Consider the following 18,180-nt stretch of genomic DNA (forward strand, 5'->3'; position numbering starts at 1 on the left):
AAATGTCACGCGTATGAAATGCAGGCGCGACAGTATGGTGGGCGGGTCATCACTCAGGTGAATCGTTCACCCTCGATTGATTCATAAGTCTCGTTGGACGCCAGCACCTGCTTCCCCGATTCTAGGGGCATGATCGCTCAGCTATATCATCACCATGTCGAACGCACGGACGCCGAGAGGAACATGGCCCGGTATTACATCATGAAGATCTCCCTGGCGCTATTCGGCGAGATCCGCCTGACACGCAGCTGGGGTCGGATTGGCCAAAATGGACAAACCAAGGAGCACCATTTCGAGCGTGAGACGGAGCAGTCGGTCTGTTTCTCGCGCTCGTCCGGCAGCGGGCACGCGGTTATCGGCCGCGTGTCGCACCTCTCAGCCCATGAGACCGGGCCGCGGCTGGTCGATTTGACGCCGTGTCAGGCGCCACACTGGCGACGCCTGACACGATCATAGGCTCAGAAGTCTTCCCAGGCTTTGTCCACGACCGCTACCGCGGCCGGCCGGCCATCACGGCGCCAGGATATGATTTCATCGTGCATGGATGCAGTCCCGTCTTATATGGCTGTCATTACACGGCATGCTCCCGTCGAATGCAAAAGTCTGCAAAACCTGCGATGCAAAGGTTAGGTGTATCGCATCCCACGTCATCGTCGGCGACACTCCGCCTCTGAACGATCGTGCGCTTCAGCGATATTCGGTCGGATTTAGGAAATCCCTCCCAAAAGCATTCTCGGACGTCGTTGATATGGTTCCCGGATAGGCCACGAACGCCAAGATTTTACTTCTAAACGTGCACTCCGGGCTTTCGGATGATTGAGAACAGTGCTATTTGTGGCTAGACAGCCTAGCTAGATTGGAGCAAATTCATGGATTGGCAGCTGCAGGACGCTAAAAACCAATTTTCGAAAGTAGTGCAAAAAGCCCGCTTTGAAGGCCCGCAAGAGATAACCGTGCGTGGCGAGCGGACGGCGGTTGTCTTGTCCGCAAAAGACTATGACGCTTTGCGCGCAGGGCGACCGACTTTGGTCGATGATCTGCTTGCCGGTCGGCCTTGGGATGACGCCTTCACCGACGCGGTCGACGCGCGGGCTAAAGTCTCAAGCCGCGACGTGGCTTTCTGATGTATCTAGTGGATACGAATATCGTCTCGGAGGCAAGGCGGGGCACCCCGCAGGCAGTGTCCTGGCTGCGCTCGGTCGATCCTCTCAGCGTCCACTTGAGTGCGCTGACGCTTGGTGAGATCATGCGCGGTATTGCCTTGAAACAAAAATCAGATCCCAAGGCTGCGGCACATCTTGCCGAATGGCTGCGCAAGCTGCGCCACGATCATTCTGACCGCATCCTCACGGTGACCGACGAGATCGCAGTCGAATGGGGCCGCATCGCCGCGATCCGTCCGCGCGGAGACATCGACGGGCTGATCGCAGCCACCGCAATCGTCCATGACCTGATCCTCGTCACTCGCAACGTCAAGGACTTTGAGGACACAGGCGCAGCCGTGATCAATCCATGGGAAGCGTGAGATGAGCGACATACTCGGTGGAGAAGCTGTGGCGGACGAGCCTTCCATTTCCAGAGCAGAAATCCCCTCCCCTCCCCACAACCGGGGTCCAGCCTGTCAGGCCAGCTGCAAGACCTCAACGATCGCGCTCGAAGCTACGTCGAGGCAGCCAGCTCGATCAACACCCGAAAAGCCTACGCATCCGACTGGAAGCATTTTTCCGCTTGGTGCCGGCGCTCCAATCTTTCCCCCCACACCCACAGGCGGTCGGGCTTTACATTACCGCCTGTGCTTCCGGCACGGCCGAACGCGGCATGAAGGCGAATTCTGTCGCGACGATCGAGCGTCGTCTCTCGTCAATATCCTGGAACTATGCACAACGCGGTCTGAGCCTTGATCGCAAGGACCGGCATATCGCCACTGTCATGGCTGGCATCCGCAACAGCCATGGACGGCCGCCGGTCCAGAAGGAAGCTGTCATGGCGACAGACGTCATCGCCATGCTAGAAACACTCGATCGCGGCACTCCGCGTGGTGTGCGCGACCGGGCGATGCTGCTGGTCGGCTACGCAGGTGGACGCCGGCGCCCCGAGATCGTCGGCCTCGGTCTAAAGGTGGATCAGACCGAAGACAGCCGTGGCTGGATCGAAATCCTCAATAAGGGCATGCTCCTCACTTGCGTGGCAAGACCGGATGGCGGGAGGTCGAGATCGGCCGCGGCTCAGCCGATGCGACCTGCCCGGTCGCCGCAGTTGAGACCTGGATCAAGTTCGCCAAGCTGGCTCATGGCCCGCTTTTTCGCCGGGTGACCGGACAAGGCAAAGCAGTTGGGACAGAACGACTGAATGACAAGGAAGTAGCTCGGCTGGTGAAGCGGGCCGCAATGGCGGCCGGCGTTCGCGGTGATCTTAGCGAGATCGGACGCGCCATCAAATTCTCCGGACATTCCCTTCGCGCGGGCTTGGCCTCCTCCGCCGAAGTCGACGAGCGTTACGTCCAGAAGCAGCTCGGTCATGCTTCAGCGGAGATCACACGCAGATATCAGCGCCGGCGGGATCGCTTCCGCGTGAATCTCACCAAGGCATCAGGGCGTTAGTTGGCCCTCCCCTACTCCGCAGCGAAATCGAAAGAGGAGATTTCAGCGCCGAATTCCTCGCTTAGCGCTTCAATTGAAATCGGGAGCTAAAAGCCACAGCCGTATCGCCGCGTGCAAGAGATGTCATGCGCTCGCGCAATCTCGCGATCGGTGCGGTAATCCCGCGCGCGGACACCAGCAGGGCCGCCGCGATACTTGCCGCGAAGATGAGGGTCAGCATCGTGAGGGAGATGAAAATCGTCGAGCGCGTCTGCTGGGTCAGCTCGTTCGCTCGCGCATTGATATTCTTCTTCATCAATGTCGTGAGATCGCGCATATCGGACAGCAGCGGCCTGATCAGGATATCCGCCTGCGCCAGAATCGCTAGCGCTTCGGCTGCACGCCCGCTTCCCAATTTGACGGCGGCATCGGTCTTGGCGATCACGTCATTCGACCTCGCGATGAAGGCATCGATCGCCTCAGCATCCTCTGGACGACCACCCTTGGATTGCTGGAGGCGAGCGATCAGGCTCCCGGCGTTGTCCTTGTAAAAGTCGTTCGCCGCCTTGAAGGCCGGATCCCGAGCGTCGTAGGCAAGCGTCTGGTAGGCCGCGTAACCGATGGAAACCAGGCTTCGCGTGGAGGCGACGAGGTCGACCTCTGCCTGATAGTCCTGCGCGATGAACTCCGAATAGGTGGCATCGACGGCCTTGAACTTATCGGACATGAAGAGCGTGGCGCCGATGCCCACCACACAGATGGGAATGATGAGAGAGAGAATTTTCGTGCGAATGCGCGCGTTTTTCAGAAACGACATGTGACCTCTGTTTGACGGGATCGAGTGGCACGAGGCCGCGAATTCCCATTCGACAGCACGACAACACGACGGCGCCGGGACAACGGCACATGACGTGCCGAAGCGATGCGTATCGTTTCGCCATGCAGGGATAGGTCCATGGTTTCTTGGCCGCCAATCCACTCATCGATCGGGTGGGGATATCGACATGGCAGAGATCTTGGCCATCATGGCGACTTGAGCGGCTTCTACCAATTACAAATTCGGCTCAAGGCTAAGGTTTTCAGTATGTCTTGAAGGCAAATCAAAAGCACGGCGTAGCATGCGCCATGCCTACGCTTAAATCATCTAAGCAAATGCAATCTAGGACTATTTACTAGTTGTGAGAGCGTGGCCGCGCAATCAGTCTTTACTGGAATCAGTTTTCATAAAAATTGAACCAACATGCATCTTCCCGGCATCTCGAAACGATGCCAGGACGCGGCTAATAGCCCCGATCGAAATCGATCCCGTCGGGCGGGACGCCGGTCGCGCGGTATTCGTCGATCCTGTTGGCAACGATCTTTGCCGCGGTCGACGGGTTGGTGGGCGCCGAGATATGCGGCAGCACGGTCACGCCCGGGTGATCCCATAGAGGGCTCTGCTCATCGAGTGGTTCGGTCTCGAAGACATCAAGCACGGTATGCTTGACAGCGCCCGCATCGAGCGCCGCGATCAGCTCGATCGTTTTGACGATGCGGCCACGCCCGAAATTGATGAAGCCGGCGTTTGGGGGCAGTAGTGCGAATTCACGCGCGCCGAGGAGCCCCGTCGTTTCAGCCGTCAACGGCAGAAGGCAGACCACGATGTCGGACGTCCTGAGCATGGCGTCCAAGCCGTCCGCGCCGAAATAGGTCTCGACACCGTCGACCTGCTTTTCGGTCCGGCTCCAGCCGCTGACCGCAAAACCCGCCAACCGCAGTTGTCGTGCGGCCGCGCGGCCGAGCGTCCCGAGGCCCAGCAGGCCGACCCGCGTGTCGGGTGCCGACCGATAGGGAAGCTGTCGCCAAAGGCTTTGGCGTTGCTGCATGTCATAGGCGGGCATGTCGCGGGAGAGATAGAGGGTCCAGGCGAGCACGGCCTCGGCCATGGTGCGCGCGAGATCAGGATCGACGAGGCGTACGATCGGACGTGAGAAGCCCTTGAGTTCCAAGACCAACCGCTCGACACCCGCCCAGAGGCTGTGCACCCATTTCAAGTTCGGCAGCCGCTCGAGATCTGCGGGGTCGGGATTGGCGACGATGGCGATATCGACACGGCCGAGCTCATCCGGCGAAAGCTGACGAATGGAACGGATGGTTTCTTGCGGCATGGCTGCGCTGAGCGCCATGAGCCAGTTGCTTTCGGCTGCTTCGGACAAGCGCGTGACAAGCGCGATGAGAGGCGACATCGATCTGCTCTACATGGATTGCCCGGCGCGAAAGCCTGGCGGCATCAAGGAAAAAGGCCGGGCACTTTCGGTGCCCAGCCATGCGATCATTACTGAATGGTCTTGATCGGGTCCTTCGGCGTCGGATCGAAGCCGACCAGATCGGTCGTCAGCTTGGCGTAGGTGCCGTCGGCAACCATGTCGGCCAGCGCCTTGTTCACGGCCTCGACCAGATGCGGCTTGCCCTTCTTGAAGGCGAAGCCCTTTTGAACGTGGCTGACATAATCGTCGGTCATGGTCAGCGGCATCTTCGCGGACTTGATGGCGTAGGCGGCGGCGATCGCATCGGTGATGACGGCGTCGACGTTGCCGTTGACGAGGTCCTGCATGGCGTCGGATTCGGCCTTGTAGCCCTTGGCGGTCGCGCCCTTGTCTTCGGCGATCTTCGTCCAGCTCGATGCAACGAGCGCACCGACCGTCTTGCCCTTGAGATCGGCAGCGCTCTTGATCGCGGAATCGGTCGGGATAACAACGCGGCCGCCGGATTCAAGCCAGCCGTTCGAGAAGGTGACCTGCTGCTGACGGGCTTCGGTGATGTCCATGGCCGCGCTGATGACGTCGTACTGGTCAGCCTGGAGGCCAACGAGCAGCGAGTCCCACTTGATCAGGACGGGCGTGTATTCGAGGTTGAGGCGCTTCGCGACTTCGGTCATGACGCGGATTTCGAGGCCGTCGAGCTTACCATCGGGCGCGCGCATGCTGAACGGCGCGTAGGTGCCTTCGGTGGCGACCATCAGCTTGCCCGGCTGAAGCAGCTCGAGGTCGGCGGCGTGGGCGATGGAGCTCACGGCCATGCCCGCAAGGGCGGCGGCGGTCATGATGAGAGATTTCAATTTCATGGTTCAGTTCCCTTTATGTTGGTTCATTGCATTCACGCGGCATCGCACGCCGGTTTTCGTTAACCCTTCGCCTGAGCGCGTTGGGAAGCAAGCAAGGCCATCAGTTCCGCCATCACGGTCGCGGCCATCAGGGCGGTGATCTGTCCCGGCCCATCGTAGAGTGGATTGGCCTCGACCACGTCGCAGCCGACGAGGTTGATGCCGTGGAGGGCGCGCAGAATCTGCAAGGTCTCACGCGCTGTCGGCCCACCCGCCTCGGGTGTCTGGACCGCGGGGCCGCGGACGGATCGATGAAATCCATGTCGAAGGAAATGAAGGCCGGCCGGCCGCCGGCACGATCGGCGATGCGTTGGGCGAGACCATGGGGGCCGAGATCGAGTGCATCGTCGGTCGTCAGCACGTCGTAGCCGAGATCGATCGACTGGTTGATATCGTCCTTCTGGAACAGCGAGCCCCGCATGCCGATCTGAATAGAGTGCGCGGGATCGATGATGGCTTCCTCCGCGCCGCGGCGGAACGGGGTTCCGGCGCTATACTTCTTGCCGGCGAAATACTTGTCCCAGGTGTCGGTGTGGGAATCGAAGTGGATCAGTGAGATCGGGCCATGGACCTTGGCGAGCGCCCTGATCTCGGCCAGCGTGATCGAGTGATCGCCGCCGATCGCGAAGGGGACGATGCCGGCATTGACCAATGCCGCGACCGACTCTTCGATGCGCTCCAAGGATTCGATCTCGTAACCCGGCACGACGCTGGCGTCGCCGACGTCAGCCACGGCGAGCTCTTCGAAGACATTGATATCGCCGCGATAGGGATTGATCGGACGCAGCATCACCGACATGGCGCGCACCGCGTTCGGCGCGAAGCGCGCGCCGGTGCGGTACGGGCCGCCGGAATCGGAGGGAAGTCCGATCACGGCCGCGTCCAACCCGCTCAATGTCGTTGCCTGCGGCAGGCGCATGAAGGTCGGCACACCGCAGAACCGAGGCGTTTCAAGCGAGTCGATCGGCAGGACACTCATGGCTGACCTCAACCCAGGTTGGCGTAGCGTCGCTCAAGCCAGGAGGCGACGAATGTGAGGATCGTGGTCAGCAAGAGATAGATGACGGCTACCGCGATGTAGAACTCGAAGGGACGGAAGGTCGCCGCGATGAGGGTCTGCGCATAAAGCGTCAGCTCGACGACGGTGATCGTCGAAAGAAGCGAGGTGTTCTTCAGGGTCGAGATCGCCTCGTTGGTGACCGCGGGCAGGATGATGCGGAAGACCTGCGGCAGGATGATAGTGCGCATGGTCTCGCTGGGGCTGAAGCCGAGTGCCAGCGCCGATTCATTCTGGCCGCGCGGGATGGCGTTCAGGCCACCGCGGACGATCTCGGCGACATAGGCGCCGCTATTGATGCCGAGCGCGATGACGCCGGCCGTAAACGGCGAAAGCCGGATACCGATCTGCGGAAGGCCGAAATAGATGATGAAGACCTGGATCAGCGTCGGCGTGCCACGAATGAACCAGATATAGAAGCCCGCCGCCACGCGCGCGGATTTCCATTTGGAACGCTGTGCCAAGGCAGCCAGCAGGCCGCATGCCCAACTGACGACGATCGTCAGGATCGTCAGGCCGAATACCGTCCAGGCGGCTTCAAGAAAGCCTGGACCATAAAGCTGAACTTCTTCGATAAAACCGCTCATTACGCCTGCGCTCCCTGACCCTGATCGTTCGAGAAGGAATGACCAACGTCGTCATGCAGGATGCGATGAAGGAACTGCTTCAGGCGGTCGCTTTCGGGGTGCCTCAGAATATCCGGCGGCCCCTCTTCGGCGATCACGCCCTTGTCGAAGAACAGGACGCGCGAGGAGACGTCGCGCGCGAAGGCGATCTCGTGGGTAACGAGCAGCATGGTCATGCCCTCGGACGCCAGCGATGCCATCAGCACCAGCACCTCGTGAACGAGCTCCGGATCGAGCGCCGAGGTGACCTCGTCGAACAGCATCAGGCGCGGCTTCATGGCGAGCGCACGGGCGATCGCCACGCGCTGCTGCTGGCCGCCCGAGAGTCGCGACGGATAGCTATGGCGCTTTTCGAACAGGCCGATCCGCGACAGTAGAGCCTCGGCCTCCTCGATCGCCCGCGCGCGCGGCAGCTTCAAGAGACGGATCGGCGCGTGGGTGACGTTTTCGAGCACCGTCATGTGCGGCCAAAGATTGTAGCTCTGGAACACCATGCCGACGCGCGCCCGCAGGGACTGTAGCTGCGACGGCGTCGGGAAGAAGCGCGAGGCTGGACGGAAATCGAAAGACAGGCCCTCGAATTCCATGAAACCCGATTGCGGCATTTCCAGCGCGTTGATCGAGCGCAGGAAGGTGCTCTTGCCGGAGCCGCTGGCGCCGATGATCGAAACGACCTCGCCCGCCTTGACGTCCAGCGAGACGCCTTTCAGCACCTCGTTCTCGCCAAAGCTCTTGCGGATTTCGCGCAGTTTCAGAAGCTGCTCGCTCATGCTGACACCTCCGACGGATAGGTATCGAGGATATTGACCGCCACATCGCGCGGGGTGCGCGCGGCGCCGTTGATCGGCGTGATGTCCTGCGGACAGGCCGACAGGACGAAGATCAGATCCATCTCGGCGCGCATGACAACATAGTCGCCGGCAGCCGTATCGGGTGGGACGCGATCGACGGTGCCATCGGAAGTAACGGGCACGTTCATGAAGAGGTTCAACGACGCGGGCGTGAACGGCATTTCGATACCTACGCCAGAAAGCGCCTCGTGGAAGTTGTCGGTGCAACTGCGATGATACTCCTCGCATCCGAGCTGCTGATAGAGCTCGCGATTGCACGGGCAAAGCAACGTGTCGTGCCTGACCTTGGCGCTGTCGGCGACCATTGTCAGCATGGGGCGGCGGCGTGAACTCATCAGCGCCATCCCCTCGGTGAAGAAGATGTTGCTGTTCATCGAACGCGTGTGATCGAGCGAAGACGTCTCGAAGTGATCGCTGTCAGCCAACGCCCAGGCATCGACAACCTGGTTGCCATGGGTGTTCGTCACGAGGGCAAATTGCCCGGCCTTCATCTTGAAGGAGCGCCCCCTGCTGGCGGGCACGATATCTGCGTCTAGGCTCATTTCAAACTCGTCTTTCTTCGATGCGATCGGCATTGAGTGAGGGTCGATCGATCAAGTCCCAGCAACCCTATTCAGTATACCAGTGGAGTTCAAGTAGCAATTTCAACAAATTACAGCCCACATAATCGGCTTCGTGCGTGTAATTTAAGCAGAGTATGATTATATCATGAGCACATTTCGTCGGCTGATGCTTTAATTAGCAGAAGCGCGCATCGCTCGATTGACCTTCGGATACTCGTGGTGTACCGAAAATCAAGGCCTTACCGCGAGAGTGCATACGGAGTGATATGATGGATCGCTATTTTCCGCTGGACGAATACGAGGCGCGCTGGGATCGCGTTCAAAACGAGATGAAACGGCGTGGGTTTGCCACGACGGTCGTCTTCGGACGCGGCGGCGGAACGACCGACAATTGCGGCGACATTCTCTACCTCTCCAACCACTATGCCATCAGCGGCGGCATGGACTCGTTGATCTGGACCGCAAGATCCTTCGCGGGCGTCATCTTACAGGAAGGACTTGCGCCGCAGCTGCATATCGACGAGCCGGAAGTTCGTCGCGATCTGGTATCGATCGATGATGTGCTCAGCAGCAATCATCCCTTCGAAAGCGTCGCCCGCTCGCTCGTCGAACGCGGCGTGAAGGGCCCCGTCGCGCTTGTTGGCACCAACCTGATCCCGGTGAAATACTACCGCGAGTTGGAAGCCATTGCGCCCGATATCGAATGGGTCCCGGCCGACGACCTTGTCAGATCCGTTCGGCGGATCAAGAGCAAGCGCGAACTCGACTGTTATCGCGTCGCGGGCGAGACCGCGACGGCGGGAATGACGATCCTGATGGAAAGCCTGATCAGCGGCATGTCGGAGCGTGAAGCGGCCGGCGAGGCCGCTCGCGAGGTCGTCCGCCGCGGTGGCCGCATCCAGATGATCGGCACCAACCATGGCGACACGCTAGGCTTCGATCAGCGCTTCCCGCTCACGGGCTACAGCGCCGACGTGCCTGCTATCGGCGACATCGTCACCGGCACGCTTCATGGCCCGCTGTTTCAGGGATATTACCTTGACCCGGGCCGTACGGCTGTGCGTGGCAAGGCCAACAGCGAACAGCTGCGCCTGATCGAAGCCGCGGGCAACATCGTGCACCGCTTGTCGGATATGCTGAGACCCGGCACGAAGCTGCTTGACGTCGCGGCCGAAGGTGATCGCATGACGGCGGCATTCGGCGGCTCGATCTCGCCGATCATGAAGAACTTCCCCTTCTATGGCCACGGCATCGGTCTCGGCTTCGAGTTGCCGCGCATCTCGACGACCATGTCGATGCCTGAAGATGTCGTGGAAGAGAACATGGCATTCGGCGTCGAGGCGTTTCTATCGCTCGACGGCGTTGGTGCTGCCTTCTTCGAAGACATCATCATCATCGGCGGGGATGGCAACGAGCTCCTGACGAAGTCGCCGAGCGTCTTCTAGACTGAGCGACAACCGCGACCTGGATAAAAAAGGACCGGGCGAGATGATCGCCCGGTCCTTTTCTTTTAGTGCGCGAAGACGCTGTCGAAGTCCTTGAAGCCCTTGACTTCGATCGGGTTGCCGCTCGGGTCGAAGAAGAACATCGTCCGCTGCTCGCCCGGCTCACCCTCGAAACGGACGACTGGCGGAATATCGAAGGCGATGTTGCCCTTTTGCAGGCGTTCGGCGAGCGCGAACCAATCATCGAGCGGCAGTACGACGCCGAGATGCGGCATCATCACCATGTGATCGCCGACCTTGCCGGTGCGCGTGACCTCGAACGGCTTGCCGAGGTGCAGCGAGATCTGGTGGCCGAAGAAGTCGAAATCGACCCAGGTATCGGTCGAACGGCCTTCGGCGCAACCGAGGACGTCGCCGTAGAAGCGTCTCGACGCGTCGAGATCGGTGACGTGGTAGGCGAGATGGAAGAGTGAGCGCACGGTGGTCTCCTTTGTGATGGCGATATGATCTTGATCAGCGAATGGTGAGGGTTCTGGGCAGGCTCGATAGCGGCTCGGCGCCGTGTTCGGTAACGATCACCGTCTCCGACGCACCGACCGTCCAATGGCCGTATCTGCGAAGCGTGGCAGGCAGGTGGAACACCATGCCGGGCTCGATTACGCGCGAGACGCCGGTAAACAGGCTGAGGATCCCCCCTCGCCCCAGTCGGGCGCGAAGGCGACGCCCATCGAGTAGCCGATACGCTTGCGAAACGCGACGGTGTAGCCGGCCTCGTCGATGACGCTCTGTGCGGCCTCATGCGGCGCCGAACACGGCGCGCCCGGGCGGATCGCCGATAGCGCGGCATCAAGGGCGCGCAGCGAGCAATCCATCATCCGCTGTGCGTCATCCGGCGGGCCGCCGATCCAGACGCTGCGCATGAGCGCGGAATGATAACGGGCATGGCTGCCCGCGAGTTCGAGGAAAACGGGATCGCCCGCTTCCAACAGGCGCCGGCGCCAGGTCATGTGCGGCAGGCCGCTGCGTGGTCCCGACGAGACGAGCGGCTCCATTGCCATGGCCTCGGAACCGGCCTGCGTTGCGGCCCGCAGCATGGCCGCGGCGATGTCGTTTTCGTTGGCGCCACCACGGCAGGCGTCGATGGCCGCGATCATGCCCGCTTCGGCATAACGCGCGGCAGCACGGATCGCGGCGAGTTCATCGGCTGATTTGACCATGCGCAACGGCGGCAGGATGTCCGAGCCATCCGCAAGACGCTGCTGTCCAAGCTCCCTGGCGATCTCATCCGCGAGCCTGGGCGGCAGGAACCAGCCACCGAGCTCGATCGCCGGCCGCGTGATCTCGCGGTCTCGCAGCAGTGCCACCAGCGCCGAGACAGGGCTCTCGCCATCCTGGTAGACGACGATGTCGGAAAGCCAGGTATTGGCCACCGTTCCGTAGAGTTCCAGCTGCCGCACCAGCAGCGTGAGCTCGCCCGATGCCGTGAGGATCAGCGCCTGAAACGCGAAGTATCCGGCGGTTTGGCGCCCTGTCAGCCAATAGATCGTCTCAGGCCCGGTGACGACAAGCGCCTCGTGGCCGCTGGCCACCAGCGCCGACACTGCCCGCGCCTGACGCCTGGCGAATTCGTCTCGCGAGAACGAAGCCTCGCTTCCGCGAAGAGCGTCCAGGCCGTCATTGGGTGCCTTGGATTGCATTTTCATTGCCTCAGCTCCGCGCCAGCCAGCCCAGGAAGCGGGCGCGCACGCTGTCGAAGTGGGCCTCCATCGCTAGTCTTGCAGCGACGCCGTCCCCGGCTTCGATCGCATCGATGACCGCGATGTGCTCGAGCGCCTGCTGGTCGAAGCGGTCGTGTGTGCGGGTGATCGTGCAGCGGCGGGCGATGCCGCGCATCTCGGTCAGCATGGCCGCGAGCAGGGGAAGCTCGGCGGCATGGGCGACAGCATTGTGAAAGGCATCGTCGTCGAGCCAGAAGTGATCGAAAGCGATGTCGCCGCCATTGGCGTAGGCACGCATGCGTTCGCGCGACTGGATGAGATCGGGCGTGAGCGGTCGCGTGGCCGCTGTCTCGGCTGCTGCTCCTTCGAGCAAGCGTCTGAGCTGGACGATCTCAAGCAGCTGCTCCACGGTCACCTGGCGCACCATGAGCGCGCCGTTCGGCAGCCTTGAGATCACGTCCTCTTTTTCCAGGCGGGAAATCGCCGCGCGCAGTGGCGTGCGGGAAATACCGGAGTCCTGCGCGAGCGAACGTTCCGTCAGCATATCGCCGGAGGAAAACTGCCCTTCCAGGATACGCTGCTTCAGATCGCGATAGACCTGTTGTGTCAGGTTTTCCTTTTCACTCATCGTGAACCGCCCGTCTCACCGGCAATCGCGGCGTACAAGATTTCGACTGCCGCGGCCAAATCCGCGTTGTCCATGGCTTCATCGGGATTGTGGCTGCCGTTCCAGTTGCGCAGGAACACCATGACGGAGTCCCAGCCCGCCTGCGCGAAGGCTGCCGCATCATGGCCGCCCCCCGACAGCATCCGGCGCGGGGAGTGGCCGAGCCGTTTCGCCGCGTCGGCAATCATGTTGCCGAGATCAGTCGACAGCCGGGTCGGCTGGCTGCGCGACTGTTGCCCGAAGTCGAAGCGCACGCCACGCGAGGCCGCGATCGATGCCGCCTCGGCCCGCAGCAGCGCATCGGCGCGTTCGAGAACCGCGACATCGTCACTGCGCAGATCAACGCAGAAATCGACGCGGCCCGGCACCTTGGCGAAGGCGTGTTCGGAGCTCGCCGCATCGACCCGACCGAAGGTGACGGCGAGATCGTCGCCACCATCGAGGATCTCACCCCAGTGCTTGTCAATGGCAACGATCAGATCGGCCAGCGCGAAGACCGCGTCCGAGCGCGCGGCGCGCGGCGCTCCGCCCGAATGCGCCCATGTTCCGTCGATGCGCGCCTCGCGATATCGCAATCCGCCGCGTACGCCATCGACGATGCCGAACGCTTCCTTCGCGTCGTCGAGCACCGGCCCCTGCTCGATATGCAGCTCGATGAAGCGCGCCGGCGAAAGGCCCGGGCCATTCAAAATCGCATTAGGATCTCCGCCTTCCGCGCGGATATGGTCGCCGAGGGTCCGGCCGTTATCGGCTCGCTTCGCCTGCAGTTCAGGCGCGGTCAGGCGTCCCAGCGCTGCCCGCGAGCCGGCGTAGGAGACAGGAAACCACACGCTTTCCTCCGCGCGCGTCACGGTAACGACAAGATCGACCGGCGGCGCCTGCCCGCTGTCCACGAAGGCAGCCGCAAGCGCAACGGCGCCGGCGACGCCGGCCGCGCCGTCATAAGCGCCGCCCATGGAAACCGTATCTACGTGCGAGCCGATGTAGATCGGCGGGGCGTCGCGATCACGTCCCGACAGGCGCGCGAAGAGATTGAGCGCGGCGTCCCGGGTCACGGTCATGCCCAGGCGCTCTACTTCCTCGGCGACCACTTCATGCGCGCGGCTTTCGAGTGGGCTGTAGGATGGGCGGGTGAAGCCCGGGCCGGGATCGGAGATGGCGTTGATGCGATCGAGCAGTCTATCGATCGTGTCCCTGATGATTGCGCTCACGCGGATGCCTCCGGTAGAAATTCAATGGTCGTGGCCGGCTTCTCGCCGGAAAGCGCCAGGAGCACATTGCGGGCGGCGCCGACCGCGACCCGCTGCAACGCCTCGGGCGTCGTGCCGCCGAGATGCGGGGTGAAGATGACGCGCTCGGTGGCGCCCAGTGGACCGCTCGGTGCTTCTGGCGAATAGACGTCCAGCGCGGCAGCGGCAACGACGCCGCTCGCGAGCGCCTCGGCAAGTGCCGTCTCGTCGATCAAGCCGGCACGCGCCGTGTTGACGAGAATGGCGCCCGGTTTCATGGCCGCGAAAGCAATTTTGCCGATCATTCCGCGTGTTTCCTCACGCATGGGGGTGTGGAGCGAGACGACATCGGCCTGTGCGAGGCCCTCGGCAAGCGTGCCCGCTCGCTGGAACGAACCGGTATCCGCGCTTCTCGGCGAAAAGACGAGAACCCGCATGCCGAGCGCCGCGTGAAGCATCCGCCCCAATCCGGCGCCCGTCGCGCCCCAGCCGACGACGAACGCGGTCTTGCCGGACAATTCATGAAACGTATGGGCCTCGCGAAAGCCGCGCTCACCGGAACGAACAGCACGATCGGCGGCCGGCACCAGCCGGGCCGCGGCGAGCATAAGCCCCAATGCGAGTTCCGAAACCGATTGCGCGTTGGCGCCGGGTGTATTGCAGACCAGCACGCCCTTCTCATGCGCCGCGCGCTTGTCGACCGCATCGTGGCCGGCGCCGTGGACCACGATAACCTTCAGACGATCGCTCGCGAGAATGGGCGCGGCCGGCAGGCCCGCATCGCGGGTGATGGCTGCGTCGCAGCCCATGATCATCGTCGATACGGTCTCAGCATCCGGCGACGGGCACAAGACGGGTTCCACGCCCGCCTGCCGTAGGAGATCAAGGCCGTCCTTGTGAATGGGCTGAACGATCAGGCACTTCATCGCGTTGCTTTCCGCTCGTTGTGTTCAAGCCGCCCAACGATTGCATCGCGGGCATTGAGGACATGTCGGCTCATCAGCTTTCCAGCCTGCTCGCCATCCTTGGCGCGCAGCGCCGCGATGATTTCGAGGTGCTCCTCGCAGCCCTTCAGATAGCGTGCGGGAACGAGGCTGTGGTCGAACATGCAGGTCCGGCGCCTGAGATCGCTGATGGTGCGCACCATCATCTCGTTGGACGTGGAGCGGGCCAGCGTCAGATGGAAATCGTCGTCGACCCGGCGCTGCTCGTCTTCCTCGCCCGGTCCTTCGGTCATCAGGGCGGTCACACGCCTCTCGAGACCGTCGAGGATAGCGGGCGCGACCGCCGTCGCATGGCGGGCGCAATAGCCTTCGATGACACTTCTGAGAAAGAAGATCTCGTTCACCTCGCCCGGGGTCAGCGTGCGAACCTTGAGAAAGCGCCCGTCCTGAACGGCAAGTCCTTCGGCCTCGATGCGCTTGATCGCTTCGCGAACCGGGGTGCGCGACATGGCGAGCTCCTCTCCGAGCTTCGCCTCTTGCAAGACGTCTCCGGGCTTCAGCCCGCCGGCGAGGATCATCTCGATGATTTTCGCATAGGCCTGCTTGGCAAGCGGTTGGCTCATGTTTGTCGGTCCTCCACCTTTGCCGCGTCCCCTGGTTTTTCCTCGAGAGAAGCAAGGATATTCGCGAGCGCGTTATAGCGCGCGATCAGCAAATCTTCCGCCTCTTCCTGTGATATGGATTTGAAGCGAATGGTGCTGCCCGTCGCCGTCTGCGCCAATCTTGGCAGGTCGACCGAGGCAACGGTCGCGATCTTCGGGTAGCCGCCCGTGGTCTGGCGCTCCGCCATCAGCACGATCGGGCGCCCGGACGACGGCACCTGGATCGAGCCCGCCACCGTCCCATCAGAGACGATATCGTGACCGGCGAAGGCACGGATGGCGGGACCATCGAGAACCTGCGCCATCCGGTCCCGGCTTGGGGTGACACTAAAGGGTTCCCGCAGGAAATTCTTCCAGGCGGCCGCGTCGAAATGATCCGCCTGCGGCCCCGGAACGACGCGCACCGGGCCGTTCGATCGCGAGAACGGCTTGCGCAATGCAAGGAGCGAAGACTTCTTGGTCTCGCCAAGCGGCAGCGCATCGCCGATCGCAAGACGCCGTCCGTCAATGCCGCCGAGACCGGAGCGAAGATGCGTCGAGCGCGCCTCCAAAACCTTCGGCGTATCGATGCCACCCGAGATGGCGAGATAACCCCAGACGGCCCGCCGCAGGGCGCCGATCTTCAGCACCTCGCCCGGCATGAGCCAGTGGCTTTCCCAACCATGCCTGAGCTGACCGTCGACGGTGATATCGATGGCGCCGCCGGTTACCGCGAAACGCACCGGTTTTTCGGCCACGAACGCCCCGCCGACATGCGCGAACTCCAGCGCCGCGTCACTATCCGCGTTGCCGACCAGCCGGTTGGCGATCAGCATCGACGTCGGGTCCATCGCACCGGCGCCGGAGACGCCGAGGTGCATGAGCCCGGTGCGTCCGAGATCCTGGACCGTCAGCATGGGGCCGGCTTGCTTGATATGGAGCATGGTCATGGTGCCTCCCACTCCTCCACCGCCTCGCCTCGGCTGATGGCGGCATCGAGGCTTTCGGCCTCGTCGGCGCCGACAGGACGAAAGCGCACGCGATCGCCCGCGCGCAAAAGGAATGGCTGAGGTCGCGAGGGATCGAACAGCTTGAGCGGCGTGCGGCCGATGAAGCGCCAACCGCTTGGGCCGGGAACGGAATTGATGCTGGCCTGCTTGCCTCCAATGCCGATCGCGCTCGCGTCGATCCGCTGGCGCGGAACGGCCAGGCGCGGTGTATGCAATTGCCGAGGCAGGCCGCCGAGATAGGAAAAGCCCGGCGCGAAGCCGATCATATAGACGCGATAATCGGCGGACGCATGCAACGCGATCAGCTCCTCGCGCGACATCTGCTTCATATCCGCGAGTTCATCGAGATCGATCCCGACCTCCTCGCCATAAAGAACGGGTACGGTGATCCGGCGCGCGGTTGCGCCGCCCACCGACAGCTGGCCAAGCAATGTTTGGAGCGAAGAGGAAAGCGTCTTCCCGCGTATGATGACGGGATCATAAGCGACAAGGAGCGAACGGTAGGTTGGAACGGTTTCGATGACGCCTGTTATCGGCCGCGTCGCCAGCATGTCCGCCAAGGCAATGACACGCTCATTCGTATATTCATCGATCTGGTCGGAGAATTCGACCACCAGCGCACTGTCACCGCACGCGATAATGCGCGGATAGTTGGGATGGACCGACTGCATCATGGCCATGGGCGCGACTTTACCTGCAAGAAGGGCGCGGACGCGGTAACATGCCGCTCCAGAGGCCTAGGTGCCGAGCGCAAACGGAAAGCGAGAGATATTTCCACCATCACCATCAAACACGTCTCGACAAGCGAGATTCTCAATCGACAATGCCCTTGTCATTTCAGTACACCAACCGTATGTCAAGCACTATCACACCCTCAGCGGCGATTGACGAATGGCCGGCGGCGCCCTCGCGAACAAGGAGTTCAGCCATGGTATCAGTAGATTTGAACTGCGACATGGGCGAGAGCTTCGGCGCCTACAAGATCGGCGACGACGCGGCCATGATGGAGATCATTACCACGGCGAACGTGGCCTGCGGTTTCCATGCCGGCGATCCTATTGTCATGCGCGACACGATCCTGAACGCCAAGAAGCATGGCGTCGCCGTCGGCGCCCATCCATCCTTCATGGACCTCTACGGTTTCGGCCGACGCAGAATTTCGGGCGAGCGGCCTGAGGATATAGAGGCGCAGATCATCTATCAGATCGCCGCGATCCAGGGGATGGCGTCGGCGCTCGGCTGGCCGATCACCCATGTGAAGACACATGGCTCGCTTGGCAACATGGCGGCCGAGGATACGGAACTGGCGGCGGTTTGCGTGCGCGCCATCCGCGCCGTCGATCCGAACCTCGTCTTCATCACTCTCCCCTATTCGCGGACCATGCGGGCCGCCGAGGCCGCCGGCCTCAGCGTCGCCTGCGAGGTCTATGCCGATCGCAGTTATCTCGAAAATGGCATGCTGGCGCCACGGCAAATGGAGGGCGCGGTCATTCATGATGTCGACCAAAGCGTCGACCAGGTGCTCTCGATGGTCTGCAACAACAAGATTCCGACGGTCGGTGGCGCAAGTCTCGACGTCACCGCGGCCACCGTCTGCATTCACGGCGATACGCCGGGTGCGGCGGTAACGGCGCGCGCCCTGCGTGACAAACTTATCGCCGCTGGCGTGGATATCGCGCCCTTTTCCAAGCCTGAAATCTGAACGAGG

Annotated in this window: 20 protein-coding genes and 3 pseudogenes; 7 read left to right on the top strand and 16 right to left on the bottom strand. The window is 62.1% G+C overall.

Going from position 1 to position 18,180, the window contains the following annotated elements:
• Positions 1-129: 129 nt before the first annotated feature.
• From P3R82_RS08485 to P3R82_RS08500, 4 genes and pseudogenes are all read left to right on the top strand, one after another.
• Entirely contained in the window at positions 130-456 is a 327-nt protein-coding gene (locus tag P3R82_RS08485; RefSeq protein WP_283193676.1) for a WGR domain-containing protein, read from the top strand.
• Positions 457-869: 413 nt separating this feature from the next.
• Positions 870-1,124, top strand: coding sequence for a type II toxin-antitoxin system Phd/YefM family antitoxin (locus tag P3R82_RS08490; RefSeq protein ID WP_113177581.1), 255 nt, complete (start codon positions 870-872; stop codon positions 1,122-1,124).
• Positions 1,124-1,525, top strand: a complete 402-nt coding sequence (locus P3R82_RS08495; RefSeq protein WP_111564547.1) for a type II toxin-antitoxin system VapC family toxin — start codon at positions 1,124-1,126, stop codon at positions 1,523-1,525. The genes P3R82_RS08490 and P3R82_RS08495 overlap by 1 nt, the downstream gene beginning before the upstream one ends.
• Before the next feature lie 93 nt (positions 1,526-1,618).
• Positions 1,619-2,600: pseudogene (locus tag P3R82_RS08500) on the top strand (tyrosine-type recombinase/integrase).
• Positions 2,601-2,661: 61 nt separating this feature from the next.
• On the opposite strand, the gene P3R82_RS08505 reads toward P3R82_RS08500, so the two are convergent.
• Both P3R82_RS08505 and P3R82_RS08510 read right to left on the bottom strand, forming a co-directional pair.
• Positions 2,662-3,396: a hypothetical protein gene (locus P3R82_RS08505; RefSeq protein WP_283193677.1), complete on the bottom strand. Its 735-nt coding sequence runs from the start codon at positions 3,394-3,396 to the stop codon at positions 2,662-2,664.
• Between the two features lie 463 nt (positions 3,397-3,859).
• A complete protein-coding gene (locus P3R82_RS08510) occupies positions 3,860-4,804 on the bottom strand; it encodes a glyoxylate/hydroxypyruvate reductase A (RefSeq protein ID WP_112435610.1) in 945 nt (314 codons plus the stop codon).
• Here P3R82_RS08510 and P3R82_RS08515 point away from each other — a divergent pair.
• A complete protein-coding gene (locus P3R82_RS08515) occupies positions 4,743-4,910 on the top strand; it encodes a hypothetical protein (protein WP_283193943.1) in 168 nt (55 codons plus the stop codon). The genes P3R82_RS08510 and P3R82_RS08515 overlap by 62 nt on opposite strands.
• On the opposite strand, the gene P3R82_RS08520 is transcribed toward P3R82_RS08515, so the two are convergent.
• From P3R82_RS08520 to P3R82_RS08545, 6 genes and pseudogenes are all read right to left on the bottom strand, one after another.
• Positions 4,894-5,682, bottom strand: coding sequence for a transporter substrate-binding domain-containing protein (locus P3R82_RS08520; protein ID WP_111564545.1), 789 nt, complete (start codon positions 5,680-5,682; stop codon positions 4,894-4,896). The genes P3R82_RS08515 and P3R82_RS08520 overlap by 17 nt on opposite strands.
• A gap of 59 nt (positions 5,683-5,741) precedes the next feature.
• Positions 5,742-5,909, bottom strand: coding sequence for an arginase family protein (locus tag P3R82_RS08525; RefSeq protein ID WP_283193678.1), 168 nt, complete (start codon positions 5,907-5,909; stop codon positions 5,742-5,744).
• A 101-nt stretch (positions 5,910-6,010) separates the two neighbouring features.
• Positions 6,011-6,700 (bottom strand): annotated as a pseudogene (locus tag P3R82_RS08530) (arginase family protein); the annotation flags it as partial.
• 8 nt (positions 6,701-6,708) lie between these two features.
• On the bottom strand, positions 6,709-7,365 hold the full coding sequence (locus tag P3R82_RS08535) for an amino acid ABC transporter permease (RefSeq protein ID WP_111564543.1): 657 nt from the start codon (positions 7,363-7,365) through the stop codon (positions 6,709-6,711).
• Positions 7,365-8,174 carry an amino acid ABC transporter ATP-binding protein gene (locus tag P3R82_RS08540; RefSeq protein WP_111564542.1) on the bottom strand — a complete coding sequence of 270 codons (810 nt, stop codon included), beginning with the start codon at positions 8,172-8,174 and terminating at the stop codon, positions 7,365-7,367. Before P3R82_RS08540 ends, P3R82_RS08535 begins: the two co-directional genes overlap by 1 nt.
• Complete coding sequence (locus tag P3R82_RS08545) at positions 8,171-8,797, bottom strand: urea carboxylase-associated family protein (RefSeq protein WP_111564596.1); 627 nt, start codon at positions 8,795-8,797, stop codon at positions 8,171-8,173. Before P3R82_RS08545 ends, P3R82_RS08540 begins: the two co-directional genes overlap by 4 nt.
• A gap of 290 nt (positions 8,798-9,087) precedes the next feature.
• Between P3R82_RS08545 and P3R82_RS08550 the strand changes: the two genes are divergently transcribed.
• Entirely contained in the window at positions 9,088-10,263 is a 1,176-nt protein-coding gene (locus P3R82_RS08550; protein ID WP_112435611.1) for a M24 family metallopeptidase, read from the top strand.
• 65 nt (positions 10,264-10,328) lie between these two features.
• On the opposite strand, the gene P3R82_RS08555 is transcribed toward P3R82_RS08550, so the two are convergent.
• From P3R82_RS08555 to pxpB, 8 genes and pseudogenes are all read right to left on the bottom strand, one after another.
• Positions 10,329-10,742, bottom strand: a complete 414-nt coding sequence (locus P3R82_RS08555; protein ID WP_112435612.1) for a VOC family protein — start codon at positions 10,740-10,742, stop codon at positions 10,329-10,331.
• Between the two features lie 34 nt (positions 10,743-10,776).
• A pseudogene (locus tag P3R82_RS08560) lies at positions 10,777-11,966 on the bottom strand (Xaa-Pro peptidase family protein).
• A gap of 4 nt (positions 11,967-11,970) precedes the next feature.
• The gene (locus tag P3R82_RS08565) at positions 11,971-12,609 is read right to left on the bottom strand and encodes a GntR family transcriptional regulator (protein ID WP_111564538.1); all 639 of its coding nucleotides are present in this window, start codon (positions 12,607-12,609) and stop codon (positions 11,971-11,973) included.
• Entirely contained in the window at positions 12,606-13,859 is a 1,254-nt protein-coding gene (locus P3R82_RS08570; RefSeq protein ID WP_111564537.1) for a hydantoinase/carbamoylase family amidase, read from the bottom strand. The genes P3R82_RS08565 and P3R82_RS08570 overlap by 4 nt, the downstream gene beginning before the upstream one ends.
• Positions 13,856-14,803, bottom strand: coding sequence for an NAD(P)-dependent oxidoreductase (locus P3R82_RS08575; protein WP_112435614.1), 948 nt, complete (start codon positions 14,801-14,803; stop codon positions 13,856-13,858). The genes P3R82_RS08570 and P3R82_RS08575 overlap by 4 nt, the downstream gene beginning before the upstream one ends.
• The gene (locus P3R82_RS08580) at positions 14,800-15,444 is read right to left on the bottom strand and encodes a GntR family transcriptional regulator (RefSeq protein WP_112435615.1); all 645 of its coding nucleotides are present in this window, start codon (positions 15,442-15,444) and stop codon (positions 14,800-14,802) included. Before P3R82_RS08580 ends, P3R82_RS08575 begins: the two co-directional genes overlap by 4 nt.
• Positions 15,441-16,412 carry a biotin-dependent carboxyltransferase family protein gene (locus P3R82_RS08585; RefSeq protein WP_111564534.1) on the bottom strand — a complete coding sequence of 324 codons (972 nt, stop codon included), beginning with the start codon at positions 16,410-16,412 and terminating at the stop codon, positions 15,441-15,443. The genes P3R82_RS08580 and P3R82_RS08585 overlap by 4 nt, the downstream gene beginning before the upstream one ends.
• A complete protein-coding gene (pxpB, locus tag P3R82_RS08590) occupies positions 16,409-17,152 on the bottom strand; it encodes a 5-oxoprolinase subunit PxpB (RefSeq protein WP_111564533.1) in 744 nt (247 codons plus the stop codon). The genes P3R82_RS08585 and pxpB overlap by 4 nt, the downstream gene beginning before the upstream one ends.
• A 248-nt stretch (positions 17,153-17,400) precedes the next feature.
• On the opposite strand from pxpB, the gene P3R82_RS08595 reads away from it, so the two are divergent.
• Complete coding sequence (locus P3R82_RS08595) at positions 17,401-18,174, top strand: 5-oxoprolinase subunit PxpA (protein WP_111564532.1); 774 nt, start codon at positions 17,401-17,403, stop codon at positions 18,172-18,174.
• The last annotated feature ends 6 nt before the right edge of the window (positions 18,175-18,180 follow it).

Source organism: Rhizobium sp. AN80A (assembly GCF_030053015.1).
Taxonomy (GTDB): Bacteria; Pseudomonadota; Alphaproteobacteria; order Rhizobiales; family Rhizobiaceae; genus Rhizobium; species Rhizobium metallidurans.

Coding starts and splice junctions, on each gene's coding strand:
- P3R82_RS08485 (WP_283193676.1), top strand. CDS start 130: ATGATCGCTCAGCTATATCATCACCATGTCGAACGCACGGACGCCGAG.
- P3R82_RS08490 (WP_113177581.1), top strand. CDS start 870: ATGGATTGGCAGCTGCAGGACGCTAAAAACCAATTTTCGAAAGTAGTG.
- P3R82_RS08495 (WP_111564547.1), top strand. CDS start 1,124: ATGTATCTAGTGGATACGAATATCGTCTCGGAGGCAAGGCGGGGCACC.
- P3R82_RS08505 (WP_283193677.1), bottom strand. CDS start 3,396: ATGTCGTTTCTGAAAAACGCGCGCATTCGCACGAAAATTCTCTCTCTC.
- P3R82_RS08515 (WP_283193943.1), top strand. CDS start 4,743: ATGAGCCAGTTGCTTTCGGCTGCTTCGGACAAGCGCGTGACAAGCGCG.
- P3R82_RS08510 (WP_112435610.1), bottom strand. CDS start 4,804: ATGTCGCCTCTCATCGCGCTTGTCACGCGCTTGTCCGAAGCAGCCGAA.
- P3R82_RS08520 (WP_111564545.1), bottom strand. CDS start 5,682: ATGAAATTGAAATCTCTCATCATGACCGCCGCCGCCCTTGCGGGCATG.
- P3R82_RS08535 (WP_111564543.1), bottom strand. CDS start 7,365: ATGAGCGGTTTTATCGAAGAAGTTCAGCTTTATGGTCCAGGCTTTCTT.
- P3R82_RS08540 (WP_111564542.1), bottom strand. CDS start 8,174: ATGAGCGAGCAGCTTCTGAAACTGCGCGAAATCCGCAAGAGCTTTGGC.
- P3R82_RS08545 (WP_111564596.1), bottom strand. CDS start 8,797: ATGAGCCTAGACGCAGATATCGTGCCCGCCAGCAGGGGGCGCTCCTTC.
- P3R82_RS08550 (WP_112435611.1), top strand. CDS start 9,088: ATGGATCGCTATTTTCCGCTGGACGAATACGAGGCGCGCTGGGATCGC.
- P3R82_RS08565 (WP_111564538.1), bottom strand. CDS start 12,609: ATGAGTGAAAAGGAAAACCTGACACAACAGGTCTATCGCGATCTGAAG.
- P3R82_RS08575 (WP_112435614.1), bottom strand. CDS start 14,803: ATGAAGTGCCTGATCGTTCAGCCCATTCACAAGGACGGCCTTGATCTC.
- P3R82_RS08580 (WP_112435615.1), bottom strand. CDS start 15,444: ATGAGCCAACCGCTTGCCAAGCAGGCCTATGCGAAAATCATCGAGATG.
- P3R82_RS08585 (WP_111564534.1), bottom strand. CDS start 16,412: ATGACCATGCTCCATATCAAGCAAGCCGGCCCCATGCTGACGGTCCAG.
- pxpB (WP_111564533.1), bottom strand. CDS start 17,152: ATGGCCATGATGCAGTCGGTCCATCCCAACTATCCGCGCATTATCGCG.
- P3R82_RS08595 (WP_111564532.1), top strand. CDS start 17,401: ATGGTATCAGTAGATTTGAACTGCGACATGGGCGAGAGCTTCGGCGCC.